This is a genomic window from Streptomyces sp. NPDC048462 (assembly GCF_043200175.1).
Taxonomy (GTDB): Bacteria; Actinomycetota; Actinomycetes; order Streptomycetales; family Streptomycetaceae; genus Streptomyces.
In genome coordinates this window covers 71000-85240 of sequence record NZ_JBICXG010000007.1, presented here as the reverse complement: position 1 = coordinate 85240, position 14241 = coordinate 71000, and the positions used below count along the sequence as shown (strand labels likewise).

Annotated in this window: 9 protein-coding genes; 6 read left to right on the top strand and 3 right to left on the bottom strand. The window is 70.9% G+C overall.

The features are described 5' to 3' along the window. Positions 1-2: 2 nt before the first annotated feature. On the bottom strand, positions 3-494 hold the full coding sequence (locus ACGFU6_RS14705) for a GNAT family N-acetyltransferase (protein ID WP_393610922.1): 492 nt from the start codon (positions 492-494) through the stop codon (positions 3-5). A gap of 79 nt (positions 495-573) precedes the next feature. Here ACGFU6_RS14705 and ACGFU6_RS14700 point away from each other — a divergent pair, with 79 nt between their 5' ends. Then, a complete protein-coding gene (locus tag ACGFU6_RS14700; protein ID WP_393610920.1) occupies positions 574-1107 on the top strand; it encodes a DUF4240 domain-containing protein in 534 nt (177 codons plus the stop codon). Between the two features lie 49 nt (positions 1108-1156). Here the strand turns inward: ACGFU6_RS14700 and ACGFU6_RS14695 are convergent, their stop codons facing one another. Next, positions 1157-1807 carry a DsbA family protein gene (locus ACGFU6_RS14695; RefSeq protein ID WP_393610918.1) on the bottom strand — a complete coding sequence of 217 codons (651 nt, stop codon included), beginning with the start codon at positions 1805-1807 and terminating at the stop codon, positions 1157-1159. A gap of 134 nt (positions 1808-1941) precedes the next feature. Here ACGFU6_RS14695 and pepN (ACGFU6_RS14690) point away from each other — a divergent pair, with 134 nt between their 5' ends. The 4 genes from pepN (ACGFU6_RS14690) (at position 1942) to ACGFU6_RS14675 (ending at position 10779) form a co-directional block, all read left to right on the top strand. Further along, positions 1942-4539 carry an aminopeptidase N gene (pepN, locus tag ACGFU6_RS14690; protein ID WP_393610916.1) on the top strand — a complete coding sequence of 866 codons (2598 nt, stop codon included), beginning with the start codon at positions 1942-1944 and terminating at the stop codon, positions 4537-4539. A 299-nt stretch (positions 4540-4838) separates the two neighbouring features. After that, positions 4839-5906, top strand: a complete 1068-nt coding sequence (locus ACGFU6_RS14685; protein WP_393610915.1) for a hypothetical protein — start codon at positions 4839-4841, stop codon at positions 5904-5906. A gap of 176 nt (positions 5907-6082) precedes the next feature. Then, positions 6083-9394 carry a S8 family serine peptidase gene (locus ACGFU6_RS14680; protein WP_393610913.1) on the top strand — a complete coding sequence of 1104 codons (3312 nt, stop codon included), beginning with the start codon at positions 6083-6085 and terminating at the stop codon, positions 9392-9394. Between the two features lie 356 nt (positions 9395-9750). Further along, positions 9751-10779, top strand: a complete 1029-nt coding sequence (locus ACGFU6_RS14675; RefSeq protein WP_393610911.1) for an aspartate-semialdehyde dehydrogenase — start codon at positions 9751-9753, stop codon at positions 10777-10779. Positions 10780-10970: 191 nt separating this feature from the next. Here ACGFU6_RS14675 and ACGFU6_RS14670 read toward each other — a convergent pair whose 3' ends face one another. After that, positions 10971-11468 (bottom strand): DUF1203 domain-containing protein, encoded by a 498-nt coding sequence (locus tag ACGFU6_RS14670; RefSeq protein ID WP_393610909.1) that lies wholly within the window; start codon positions 11466-11468, stop codon positions 10971-10973. 113 nt (positions 11469-11581) lie between these two features. On the opposite strand from ACGFU6_RS14670, the gene pepN (ACGFU6_RS14665) reads away from it, so the two are divergent. Then, the gene (gene pepN, locus ACGFU6_RS14665; protein ID WP_393610907.1) at positions 11582-14158 is read left to right on the top strand and encodes an aminopeptidase N; all 2577 of its coding nucleotides are present in this window, start codon (positions 11582-11584) and stop codon (positions 14156-14158) included. The last annotated feature ends 83 nt before the right edge of the window (positions 14159-14241 follow it).

Genomic DNA, 14241 nt, shown 5'->3' with positions numbered 1-14241 from the left:
GATCATGAACGAGAGTTCGAGCCCCCGGCAAGGGTTCGGCGTGACGCGAGTGTGAACTCCAGCAGCGGCAGTTCGCGGCCCGGGATCGATCCGGACGGCGTCGCGCCGATGCGGACCGCGCCCATGGCCCGGTAGAACGGTTCGGCGTTCGGGTCGGCGTCGATCGTGAACCGGGCGAACCCGAGCCTGCGGGCCTCGGCGACGACGTGCCCGAAGAGCAGCCGGCCCACCCCGCGCCCGACCGCGTCCGGCTCGGCGAACATCATGCCGAGCACCCCGGCGGGCGGCGCGCCCTCCAGGGTGGTGAAGCCGAGGATCCGGCCGTCCTCCTCGGCGACCTCGGTCCGGCGGGGACCGATGTCGTCGGGGGCCATGGTGAGTTCGGCACGGCAGGCGGCGATGAACGCCTCGTCGTATCCCCAGTACGCCTTGGAGCGCAGGGCGATTTCGGTGAGCGCCCCGGCTTCGGAGGGGCGTGCGGGCCGTGTTCTCATGCGGTGCTCCGTCTCTCGGGCCGGGTGCCCGGGTGCCGGCGGCCCGGTGATGTCAGACCCCTCCGTCATGCTTCCCACTATGGACTCCAAGGACTTCTGGAAGCTGATCGACGACGCCCGCGCCCTGGTCAGCGACCCGGCGGACGCGGAGGGCGTGGCCGACCGGATCTCGGATCTGCTCACCGAGCGGCCGGCGCACGAGATCGTCGCGGCGCAGCAGTGGCTGTGGGACCTGATGGCGGCCTCCTACCGGGCGCCGCTGTGGGCGGCCGCGTACGTGGTGAACGGCGGCTGCTCGGACGACGGGTTCGACTACTTCCGGGGCTGGCTCATAGCGCAGGGCCGGGAGGTGTTCGAGCGGGCGGTCGCGGATCCGGACGCGCTGGCGGAGCTGCCGGTGATCAAGGAGGCCTCGGCCGAGTACGAGGAGCTGGAGTGCGAGCGGATGCTCGGGGTCGCGTGGGACGCCTACCGGCGGGCGACGGGCGAGCAGCTTCCCCGCGGCTCGTTCACCGTCGATCTCCCGGACCTGGACCCCGAGTGGGACTTCGACTTCGACGACGAGGAGGAGCTGGCGGAGCGGCTGCCGGGGCTGGACGCGCTGTACGGCTGAGACGGCCGGGGAAGGGCCCCGTGGCACACGGAACCCTTCCCCGTCGCGGTCAGGAGAAGTCGGGCCCGGCCGTGCGGGTCCGCTTGATCTCGTAGAAGCCGGGGATCGAGGCGACGAGCAGGGTGCCGTCCCACAGCTTCGCCGCGTCCTCGCCCTTCGGGGCGGGGGTGACGACGGGGCCGAAGAAGGCGATCTGCTCGCCGTCCGCGCCGGGCACGGCGATGACGGGCGTGCCGACGTCCTGGCCGACCTTGTCGATGCCCTCCTGGTGAGAGGCGCGCAGCTCGGTGTCGTACGCGTCGGAGTCGGCGTACTCCGCGAGCTCGGCGGGCAGGCCGACGTCCTCCAGAGCGCCCACGATCGCCTCGCGGGTGGGGCCCTCGCCCTTGTTGTGGAAGCGGGTGCCGAGCGCGGTGTAGAGGGGGCCGACGATGTCGTCGCCGTGCTTCTGCTGGGCGGCGATCACCACCCGGACCGGGCCCCAGGCCTTGTTCTCCAGGAGGTCGCGGTACTCCTCGGGCAGCTCGTCCAGCCGGGGCTCGTTGAGTACGGCCAGGCTCATCACGTGCCAGCGGACCTCGACGTCGCGGACCTTCTCCACCTCCAGCATCCAGCGGGAGGTCATCCAGGCCCAGGGGCAGAGCGGGTCGAACCAGAAATCGGCGGGGATCTTGCGGGTTGCCGTGCTGTTCTCAGACATGTCTCTCCTCAGGCGGACCGATCTCCTTCTGTGCGCGAGAACACCGCGGGACGCTCCGGCCATTCCCGCATGCCGGGCCGGGAAGCGGCATGGGAGGATCAAAGTATTCGAACGTGACACAAAGGAGTGTGCTCGTGCCCGGTGAAAACCTGTCCCGCGACGAGGCCCGCGAGCGGGCCGAGCTGCTGAGAGTCGACGGTTACGACGTCGAGCTCGACGTCCGCTCCGCCATCGGCGAGCCCGGCGGGGACGGCGGTCCGGACTCCGGTCCCCGGACGTTCCGCTCGGTGACCACGATCCGGTTCCGCGCGGCGCGCGGCGGTGCGTCGACCTTCGCCGATCTGATCGCCCCGGCCGTGAACGCGGTGACGCTGGACGGCACGGTGCTGGACCCGGCGGCCGTCTTCGACGGGACGCGGGTGACGCTGGCGGATCTGGCGGAGGGCGAGCACGTCCTGGTGGTGGACGCGCAGTGCGCGTACAGCCGCACCGGTGAGGGCATGCACCGCTTCGTCGACCCGGAGGACGGCGAGGTCTACCTCTACACGCAGTACGAGCCGGCGGACTCGCGGCGGGTCTTCGCCAACTTCGAGCAGCCCGACATGAAGGCTCCCTTCCGCTTCCGGGTGACGGCGCCCGAGGCGTGGACGGTGTGGAGCAACGGGGCCGAGGAGTCGCGGGACGGCGGGGTCTGGCGGTTCGCCGAGACGAAGCCGATCTCCACGTACATCACGGCGGTCGTGGCCGGTCCGTACCACTACGTGACCGACTCCTACAGCCGTACCTTCGACGACGGCACGAAGCTGGAGATCCCGCTCGGCGCGCTGTGCCGCAAGGGGCTCGCCCGGCACTTCGACGCCGACGACGTCTTCCTGATCACCAAGCAGGGCCTGGACTTCTTCCACGACAACTTCGACTACCCGTACCCGTTCGGGAAGTACGACCAGGCGTTCGTGCCCGAGTACAACCTCGGCGCGATGGAGAACCCGGGCTGCGTCACGTTCCGCGAGGAGTACATCTTCCGCGGGAAGGTGACGCGCGCCGCGTACGAGGGCCGGGCCAACGTCATCCTGCACGAGATGGCGCACATGTGGTTCGGGGACCTCGTCACCATGCAGTGGTGGGACGACCTGTGGCTCAAGGAGTCGTTCGCGGACTTCATGGGCGTCTTCGCCATGGTGGAGTCGACCCGGTTCGAGGACGGCTGGATCACCTTCGCCAACAACCGCAAGTCCTGGGCCTACCGCGCCGACCAGCTGCCGTCCACCCACCCGGTCACGGCCGACATCCGTGACCTGGAGGACGCCAAGCTCAACTTCGACGGCATCACCTACGCCAAGGGCGCCTCGGTGCTCAAGCAGCTGGTGGCGTACGTGGGACGGGACGCGTTCCTGGAGGGCGCCCGGCGCTACTTCAAGAAGCACGCGTACGGCAACACCCAGCTGGGCGACCTGCTGTCGGTGCTGGCCGAGACGTCCGGGCGGGACATGACCGGCTGGTCCCGCTCCTGGCTGCAGACGGCGGGCGTCAACTCGCTGACCCCGCTGGTGACGTACGACGCGGCGGACCGGATCACCGAACTGGCGGTCCTCCAGGAGGCGGCCGAATCACACCCGGAGCTGCGCCCGCACCGGGTCGCGGTCGGCCTGTACCGGCGCGACACCGAGGGCGCCCTGGTGCGCTACGCACGGGCCGAGGCGGACGTGGCGGGGCCGCGCACGGTGATCGGGGAGCTGGCCGGGGCCGAGCGGCCCGAGCTGATCCTGGTCAACGACGACGACCTGACGTACTGCAAGGTCCGCTTCGACGAGGTGTCGCTGACCACGCTGCGTTCGCACCTCGGTGACATCGCGGACCCGCTCGCACGGGCGCTGTGCTGGTCCGCGCTGTGGAACCTGACCCGGGACGCGCTGATGCCGGCCCGCGACTTCGTGTCGCTGGTGCGGGACTTCTCCGGCCGCGAGACGGACATCGGCGTCCTGCAGATGCTGCACGCCTGGACCCGGACCGCCCTGGTGCACTACGCGGCGCCGGACTGGCGCGAGGAGGGCGGCAGGGCGCTGGCCGAGGGCGCGCTGCGCGAGCTGCGGCTCGCGGCTCCGGGCAGTGAGCACCAGTTGGCCTGGGCCCGGTTCTTCGCGGCGGTCGCCGCCTCGGACCCGGACTTCCAGCTGCTGTCGGGGCTGCTCGACGGCACGGCCCGGATCGACGGGCTCGACGTCGACCAGGAGCTGCGGTGGGCGTTCCTGTCCCCGCTGGCCTCGCACGGTCTGGCCGACGAGTCGGTGATCGGCGCCGAGCTGGCCCGCGACGACACCGCGTCCGGCAAGCGCCACCAGGTGCGCTGCCTGGCCTCGCGTCCTTCGGCCGCCGTCAAGGCGCAGGCCTGGGCGGGCGTCGTGGAGTCGGACACGCTGTCCAACGCGCTGGTGGAGGCCACCATCCTGGGCTTCGCGCAGTCCTCCCAGCGGGAGCTGCTGGCGCCGTACGGCGCCAAGTACTTCGAGGCGATCGAGCGGGTGTGGGCCGAGCGGTCGATCCAGATCGGGATGGCCGTGGTGAAGGGCCTGTTCCCGGCGCTCCAGGGCGACGCGTCCACCCTCGCGGCGGCGGACGCGTGGCTCTGCGCGCACGCGGACGCGGCGCCCGCGCTGCGGCGGCTGGTGCTGGAGGCCCGCGACGACCTCGACCGGGGTCTGCGTGCGCAGGCGTGTGACGGCGGAACCGTCTGAGCCGGTCCGTCCGGCGTGAGGCCCTCGCCGGGGTGCCCGGCACCCCGGCGGGGGTTCCGCCCTTCCGTCCTCGAACGCCGGACCGGCTGGGATTCGCCGGGTGCGAGCCGGTTGTGGTGCGGCGTGCGCGCCAGGCGCTCGGCGGCGCCGGTGCGCTCCCCCCGGAGCGTTCATAATCCCCGGCGGGACGGGCCTTTTCGGCAGTCGAACGTCCGTACTTTAGGACGGCGTTGTCCTGGAATGTCGACGGGCCTGTAACAGGGGTTACGGGCCCGTCGGCGAGCGGGATACCCCGGAGCATGACCCAGAACACCCCGCTCCCTCCCTGCCACCTCCGCATCACCTCCGATGTACGGCAACGCGTTCTGTCCGCGGCCCAGCTGAAGGCCCGGGGCATCTCCGCCGCGCAGGCCGCCGGACAGTGCCGGACCGGTGGTCCGTGGCAGCAGCCGCTGCCCGGTGTCTATGTGCTGCACCCGGGACCGCTCAGCGGCCGGGAGCGGCTGCGGTCCGCCCTGCTGCACGCGGGACGCCCGCCCGCCTCCGGCCGGCGGGCCGCTCCGGCGGGGACCGGCGGCGCCGACCCCGCGTACGGCGAGGCGATGGTCACCGGGCTGGCCGCACTCGCGCTGCACGGCTTCGCCGCCGCGCCGGCCGCCGTCTCGCTGGACCGGATCGACGTACTGGTGCCAAGGGTCCGCCGGCTGAGGTCGGTCCGGTACGCCCGCCTGGTGCGCACGCCCGAGCTGCCGGCGGCCGAGGTGCTGGACGGGCTGCCGGTGGCGCCGGTGGCCCGCGCGCTGGCCGACGCCGTCGCCGGGCTCACCGATGCCTTCGCCGTGCGCCGGCTGCTCACCGAGGCGGTCCGCGACGGCCACTGCGAACCGGCCGTCGTGGTCGGTGAGCTGAACCGGGCCAACGTCCTGTGCCGCCCCCAGGTGGTGGACGCGGTGGACTCGCTGCTGGCCGAGGGCCGGGCGCTGGCGGAGGACCGGCTGTACGACCTGGTGCGCGCGCACGGGCTGCCGGAACCGCTGTGGAACGTGGACCTGCGGCTGCCCGGCGGGCCGCACCTGGGCGGGGTCGACGCCTACTGGCCCGAGGAGGCGGTCGCGCTCGAACTGGACACGAGAGCCCCGCGCCACACCCGGCTCGACGACGACCGCCGGCAGGAGGAGCACGAGGCGGAGTGGTCCGCGTACGCCACCCGGCGCGAGCACCTGGAGCGGCTGGGCGTCACCGTCGTCCACCTCTCCCCTCGCAAGCTGCGCGACGCGCTGGAACAGCAGGCGGTCGTGGTGCGGACGGCGCTGATGGCGGCATCCGCGCGGGAGCCGGCCGCGTACGTGATGGTCCTGCCCAGGTGAGCGCCCCAGCAGCCACGTATGCACCTTTTCGTCCCGGGTGACGCATCGGCACCAGTGGCGGAATTCCGCCATGTACACAACTCACCCACCCCAACTCTCCACAAACCCCTGTCATTTACGAAAGGGTGAGCGGTCATCCGGTACCGATTTCCGGACTCTCTCTTTCACATACAGGGATGCTGATGACCTCCGAATCCCCCGGTTACATACCCGGAGCGAGACGCGTGGCCCGAGTCGCGGCCGCCGCCGGCCTGGTGGCCGCACTGGCCGCCACCGGCGTCGCCCCCGTCTTCGCCGCCGACGACCCGGCCAACGCCCCCGTCAAGGCCGCCACCGGCGACGCCTCGGCGGACAAGCTCGGCACGGCCGACGCCGATGTGCTCGCCAAGGCGCGGGCCAAGGGCGAGAAGAACGTCACGATGATGGTCGCCACCGCACCCGGTGCGACCGAGCAGGTCAGCAAGCAACTGGGCGCCGTCAAGGGCTCCGTGCTGGGGCGTGCGTACGACAGGCTCGGCTACGTACGGGCGACCGTACCGACCGCGAGCGCCGAGGCCACCATCAAGGCGGCGTCGAAGCTGAGCTCCGTCCACGGCATCGATCTCAAGCAGGAGATCATGCTGGACGACCCGACCCCCGCGGCCGACCGGGCGACCGGCAGCAAGACCAGGGCGAAGTCGACGGGCAGCTACGCGGCGCCGAACAAGAAGACCCCGGCGAAGAACCCGTACAACCCCTCCTTCGAGACGGGTGCGGTCGACTTCGTCAAGCAGAACCCGAAGGCCGACGGCCGCGGCGTCACCATCGGCGTCCTGGACGCGGGCGTCGACCTCGGTCACCCCGCGCTCCAGAAGACCAGCACCGGCGAGCGCAAGATCACCGACTGGGTGACGGCCACCGACCCGGTCAGTGACGACGACGGCACCTGGCTGCGGATGACGGACACCGTGTCCGGCCCGACGTTCACCTACAAGGGCCGCACCTACTCGGCGCCCAAGGGCTCGTACCGGATCAGCCTGTTCGCCGAGGCCGCCACCAAGGGCGGCGACATGGCGGGCGACCTGAACCGCGACGGCGACACCACCGACGTGTGGGCCGTGCTGTACGACCCGGTCACCGGCGCCACCCGGGTGGACCTGAACGACAACGCGGACTTCCGCGACGACACCGCCATGAAGCCGTACAAGGAGAAGCACCAGGTCTCCTACTTCGGCAAGGACAACCCGCGCACCGACGTCGTCGAGCGCATCCCGTTCGTCGTGGAGAACCGCAAGGGCGTCGTCTACAACGCCGCCGGCGACACCTCCGACTACGTCTCCATCGGGGTCATCGAGTCCGAGCACGGCACGCACGTCGCGGGCATCACCGCCGCGAACGGCCTGTTCGGCGGCAAGATGAACGGTGCCGCGCCCGGCGCGAAGATCGTCTCCTCGCGCGCCTGCACCTGGTCCGGCGGCTGCACCAACATCGCGCTCACCGAGGGCATGATCGACCTCGTCGTGAACCGCGGGGTCGACGTCGTCAACATGTCGATCGGCGGCCTGCCGCCGCTGAACGACGGCAACAACGCCCGCTCGGAGCTGTACAAGCGGCTCATCGACATCTACGGCGTCCAGCTGGTCATCTCGGCCGGCAACGACGGTCCGGGCGTCAACACCATCGGGGACCCGGGCCTGGCCGACCACGTCATCTCGGTCGGCGCGTCCATCTCCAAGGAGACCTGGGCCGCGAACTACGGCTCGGCCGTCACCAAGAAGTACGACATGCTGCCCTTCTCCTCGCGCGGTCCGCGTGAGGACGGCGGCTTCACGCCGACCCTGACGGCCCCCGGCGCGTCGATCAACTCGACGCAGACCTGGCTGCCCGGTTCGCCGGTCAAGGAGGCGGGTTACTCCCTCCCGGCCGGCTACTCGATGCTCCAGGGCACCTCGATGGCCTCGCCGCAGGCCGCCGGCGCCACCGCGCTGCTGCTGTCCGCCGCGAAGCAGAAGCACATCGAGGTTCCCCCGGCCGACCTGCGCACCGCGCTGACCAGCACCGCCACCCAGATCAAGGGTGTGCCCGCGCACGCCCAGGGTGCCGGCCTGATCAACATCGTCGATGCCTGGAAGCAGATCAAGAAGCAGGGCGCCCCGGCGCACGAGTACACGGTCAAGGCCCCCGTCGACACCGCGATCGACTTCGCGCTGAAGACCCCGGGCTTCGGCACCGGCCTGTACGACCGCGAGGGCGGCCTCAAGGCCGGCCAGAAGAAGTCGTACGACGTCACGGTCACCCGCACCACGGGCCCGGACAGGAAGGTCGAGCACAGGCTGTCCTGGAAGTACAACGACGGCACCTTCTCGCTGACCGGCCCGAAGACCGTCTCGCTGCCGCTGGGCAAGCCGGTGACGGTCAAGGTCCAGGCGAAGCCGGGCAGCGCGGGCGTGCACAGCGCGATCCTCCAGGTCGACGACGCCAAGACCTCCGGCATCGACCAGCAGATCCTGGCCACGGTCGTCGTCGCCAAGGAGCTGACGAAGCCGGGCTACGCGTACAAGGCGTCCGGCTCGGTGCAGCGCAACGGCACCACGTCGTACTTCGTGAACGTGCCGGAGGGCGCCAAGACCCTTGAGGTCGCGATGAGCGCCCTGCGCTCGGGCAGCCAGACCCGCTTCATCTCCATCCACCCGTACGGGGTCGCGGTGGAGGACAGCGGGACGCCGTTCTGCTACCCGAACTACGACAACCCGGCCAACACCTGCCGCCCCGACGCCCGCTCGTACGCCGACCCGCAGCCCGGTGTCTGGGAGATCGAGGTCGAGGCCCGCCGCACGTCGCCGCTGCTGGACAACCCGTACAAGCTGGATGTCTCGCTGCTCGGCGCCACCTTCGACCCGGCGGTGCAGACCATCCCCGAGGCGAAGATCGGCACCCCGGCCACGGTGGACTGGACGGTCACCAACAACGCGGGGCCGCTGGAGGGCAAGCTCAAGGGCGGCTCGCTGGGCTCGGCCGACGTCGAGCGTCCGTCGATCTCCACGGGCGGCGAGTACGTCAAGGAGGTCACCATCGGTGAGGGTGTCGAGAAGCTCGACGTCGCCATCGGGAACACCTCGGACGCCAACGCCGACCTCGACCTGTACGTCTACAAGGGCACGGCCCAGGTGGGTGCCTCCACCACGGCCGGCTCCGAGGAGGCCGTCAGTCTGGTGAAGCCCGCCGCGGGCACGTACCAGGTCGTCATCCAGGGCTACGACGTCCCGGCCGGCACCACCGAGTACGACTACCGCGACGTGTACTACTCGCCGTCGCTCGGCACCATCTCCGTCGACGAGTCGAAGGCCGTGAACCTGGCCGCCGGCGCGTCGGCACAGGTCAGCGCCGAGGTCGCGGTCGCCGGAGCGGCCCCCGAGGGCCGGCAGTTCTTCGGTGAGGTCCAGCTGGTGAACGCCCGGGGCACCGCGGCGGGCACCGGCAGCGTCGTGATCGAGAAGGTCACGCCGTAACCGCGTCACCGTAGGCATGTGATTCGTACGACAGTGGGGCGGGCGCTCAAGGGGCGCCCGCCCCATCAGTCTGTTCGACTGTTGCCCGTTTGCCGGACAATGGATTGAAATGCATATCCGTGGACATACGCATCGTGACTCCTCCTCCTCGCGAACGAGGCGGCTTCTCACTCGGCTCCAAAGCCATGTGACGGCCAAGCCCTGACCGCTGCCCGCAGGCAGGGGAGGAGCATACTGTGCCACTCGCCGTGGCACCAAATAGCCGCAAACCCACCCAGCCCAAGGGCCTGGGGTCGCCTGCGAAGATGTAGAGAGGGAGCGGCACCGTGCCCGTTCGTACGCTTGAAGGAGTTCCTGTGAAGGTCGGAATCGTCGGCGCCACCGGTCAGGTCGGCACAGTCATGCGCAGGATCCTGGCCGAGCGGAAGTTCCCGGCCGACGAGCTGCGGCTGTTCGCCTCCGCGCGCTCCGCGGGCTCCACGATCGAGTGGGAGGGCCGCAGCATCACCGTCGAGGACGCCTCCACCGCCGACTACACCGGCCTGGACATCGTGCTGTTCTCGGCCGGTGGCGCGACGTCGAAGGCGCTCGCCGAGAAGGTCGCCGCACAGGGCGCCGTCGTGATCGACAACTCCTCCGCCTGGCGCAAGGACCCCCGGGTCCCGCTGGTCGTCTCCGAGGTCAACCCGCACGCGATCGCGGACCGCCCCAAGGGCATCATCGCCAACCCGAACTGCACCACGATGGCCGCCATGCCGGTGCTGCGCCCGCTGCACGACGAGGCCGGTCTGGAAGCGCTGACCGTCGCCACATACCAGGCGGTGTCCGGCTCCGGGCTGGCCGGCGTGGCCGAGCTGCACGGCCAGGTCTCCAAGGTCGTCGCCGACGCCGACAAGCTCACCCACGACGGCGGCGCCGTCGACTTCCCCGAGCCGGACATCTACAAGCGTCCGATCGCCTTCAACGTGCTGCCGCTGGCCGGCGCCATCGTCGACGACGGCTCCTTCGAGACGGACGAGGAGCAGAAGCTCCGCAACGAGTCCCGCAAGATCCTGGAGATCCCGGAGCTGAAGGTGTCCGGCACCTGTGTCCGGGTCCCGGTCTTCTCCGGCCACTCGCTCCAGGTCAACGCCCGCTTCGCGCGGCCGATCGGCGTGGAGCGCGCCTACGAGCTGCTCGGGGCCGCCCCGGGCGTCGAGATCTCGGAGATCCCCACCCCGCTGCAGGCCGCCGGGCAGGACGCCTCCTTCGTCGGGCGGATCCGGGCCGACGAGACCGTGGAGCACGGCCTCGCGCTGTTCGTCTCCAACGACAACCTGCGCAAGGGCGCCGCGCTGAACGCGGTGCAGATCGCGGAGCTGGTCGCGGCGGAGCTCGCGGGCTGAGAAATCAAGCCCCTCCGGCGATTGAGGAGCGGGGTCCGGGGCGGAGCCCCGGGGTGGCTCAGGGCCGCCGGACCGGTGTGCCGCTGCGCTGAGCCGTCCCCTCCCCGCCCCTTCCCGAAACCGGGGGCAGGCCCCCGGGCCGCTTTGTCCTCAATCGCCGGACGGGCTTGAGTTCCCGCCCCCGCGGGGGCTCAGGGGCGCCTCACTTCGAAGTGCCAGCAGCCGTACTCCACGGCCCGCACGTGCACCAGCGCCACCTCCGGGTCCGCGAAGGCCTCAGCGATGGCCTCGTCGAAGCCCCGCTCCTGGTCCGCCGGGATCTCCAGCAGCCGGCCGCCCACGATGTGCCCGTCCCCGTCGTACCGCCGCACGGTGCGCAGCGCCCCCGCCCGCGAGAACGGGTAGCCGGAGCGGCCGGCGTCCGGGCCCTCGCACTCCTCGGCGTGGATGAAGACGGGACCCTGCTCGTCGTACGCCCCCGGCCTCGCCCAGGCCGCCGCCCAGCGGCGCAGCGGCGCGTAGGAGACGAGGGCGATCCGCTCCCCCGCCTCGTTGCCCCGCAGACAGCAGCGCAGCGGGCTGCCCGCGTCCTCGGCGGCGTACGGGACACAGGGGCGCCCCGCGTCGTCGGTCTCCCGGAGTTCCCTGAGCGCGGCCCCGTCGATCGCGCGTGCCTCGTAACTCGTCATATGACGAGAGTGGCCCGCCCCACCTGCACGGTCCGGCGGAAAACGGACATCGCATTGGGTACGGGTCACGTGGAAGGATGACCGGAAACATCACACATCAAGGAGATGACCGCGTGCCTGGCACGAATCTGACCCGCGAAGAGGCACAGGAGCGGGCGCGCCTGCTGACCGTGGACGCGTACGAGATCGATCTCGACCTCTCCGGAGCGCAGGAGGGCGGGACCTACCGGTCCGTCACCACCGTGCGCTTCGACTCCGCCGAGGCGGGGGCGCAGACCTTCATCGATCTGGTCGCCCCGGCCGTGCACGAGGTCGAGCTGAACGGCAGGACCCTGGACGTCGCGGCGGTGTTCCGCGATTCGCGCATCACCCTGCCGCACCTGGCGGCGGGCTCCAACGAGCTGAAGGTCGTCGCGGACTGCTCGTACACCAACACGGGCGAGGGCCTGCACCGGTTCGTCGACCCGGTCGACCAGCAGGCTTACCTCTACACCCAGTTCGAGGTGCCGGACGCGCGCCGCGTCTTCGCGAGCTTCGAGCAGCCCGACCTGAAGGCGACCTTCCGGTTCACCGTGAAGGCCCCGGCCGGCTGGACCGTCATCTCCAACTCCCCGACGCCGGAGCCCGCGGACGACGTCTGGTCCTTCGAGCCGACGCCGCGCATCTCCACGTACATCACCGCGCTGATCGCCGGCCCGTACCACTCGGTGCACAGCAGCTACGAGAAGGACGGCCAGTCCGTCCCGCTGGGCATCTACTGCCGCCCGTCGCTCGCCGAGTACCTCGACGCGGACGCGATCTTCGACGTGACCCGGCTGGGCTTCGAGTGGTTCCAGGAGAAGTTCGACTACGCGTACCCCTTCGCCAAGTACGACCAGCTGTTCGTTCCGGAGTTCAACGCGGGCGCGATGGAGAACGCGGGCGCGGTCACCATCCGCGACCAGTACGTGTTCCGCTCCAAGGTGACGGACGCGGCGTACGAGACGCGGGCCGAGACGATCCTGCACGAGCTGGCCCACATGTGGTTCGGCGACCTCGTGACCATGGAGTGGTGGAACGACCTGTGGCTGAACGAGTCGTTCGCCACCTACACCTCGATCGCCTGCCTGTCGTACGCCGAGGGCTCGCAGTGGCCGCACTCCTGGACCACGTTCGCCAACTCCATGAAGACGTGGGCGTACCGGCAGGACCAGCTGCCCTCGACGCACCCGATCATGGCCGACATCAGTGACCTGGACGACGTCCTGGTCAACTTCGACGGCATCACGTACGCCAAGGGCGCCTCGGTCCTGAAGCAGCTGGTGGCGTACGTCGGCATGGACGAGTTCTTCAAGGGTGTCCAGGCCTACTTCAAGGCGCACGCCTTCGGCAACACCCGGCTCTCGGACCTGCTGGGCGCGCTGGAGGAGACCTCCGGCCGCGATCTGAAGACCTGGTCGAAGGCATGGCTGGAGACGGCCGGCATCAACATCCTGCGCCCGGAGATCGAGACGGACGGCGAGGGCAAGGTCACCTCGTTCGCCGTGCTCCAGGAGGCGCCCGCGCTGCCCGCCGGTGCGAAGGGCGAGCCGACACTGCGGCCGCACCGGATCGCGATCGGCTGCTACGACCTCGACGGGAGCGGCAAGCTGGTCCGTACGGACCGGATCGAGCTGGACGTCGACGGCGAGCGCACCGTCGTGCCGTTCCCGGCCGGGACCGCGCGTCCCGCCGTGGTGCTGCTCAACGACGACGACCTGTCGTACGCGAAGGTCCGCCTCGACGAGGAGTCGCTGCGGATCGTCACGGAGCACCTGGGCGACTTCGCCGAGTCGCTCCCGCGCGCCCTGTGCTGGGCCTCCGCCTGGGACATGACCCGCGACGGCGAGCTGGCCACCCGGGACTACCTCTCGCTGGTCCTGTCCGGGGTCGGCAAGGAGTCGGACATCGGCGTCGTCCAGTCGCTGCACCGCCAGGTGAAGATGGCGCTCGACCTGTACTCGGCGCCCGAGTGGCGCGAGGCGGGCCTGACGCAGTGGACCGAGGCGACGCTCGCGCACCTGCGCGCGGCGGAGCCGGGCAGCGACCACCAGCTGGCCTGGGCGCGTGCGTTCGCGGCCACGGCGCGCAACCCGCACCAGCTCGACCTGCTGCGGTCGCTGCTCGACGGCGGCGAGGCGATCGAGGGTCTGGCCGTCGACACCGAGCTGCGCTGGGCCTTCGTGCAGCGGCTGGCCGCGACGGGGCTGCTGGACGAGGACGAGATCGCCGCCGAGTACGAGCGCGACCGGACGGCCGCGGGCGAGCGCCACGCGGCGTCGGCGCGTGCGGCGCGTCCCTCCGAGGAGGCGAAGGCGGAGGCGTGGGCCTCGGTCGTCGAGTCCGACAAGCTGCCGAACTCGCTCCAGGAGGCGGTGATCGGCGGCTTCGTCCAGACCGACCAGCACGAGCTGCTGGCGCCCTACACGGAGCGGTTCTTCGCCGCGGTGAAGGACGTGTGGGACTCGCGCAGCCACGAGATGGCCCAGCAGGTCGCCATCGGTCTGTACCCGGCGCTCCAGGTCTCGCAGGAGACCCTGGACGCCACGGACGCCTGGCTGGCCTCGGCGGAGCCGAGTGCGGCCCTGCGCCGGCTGATGTCGGAGTCCCGTTCGGGTGTGGAGCGGGCGCTGCGGGCCCGTGCGGCGGACGCGGCGGCGGCGACCGCCTGACCCTCGCCCCACCACATGGAAACCGCCCGGCGGGCAGGCGCAGAAGCGCAGCCGTCCGCCGGGCGGGAGTCTTTTACGGACAG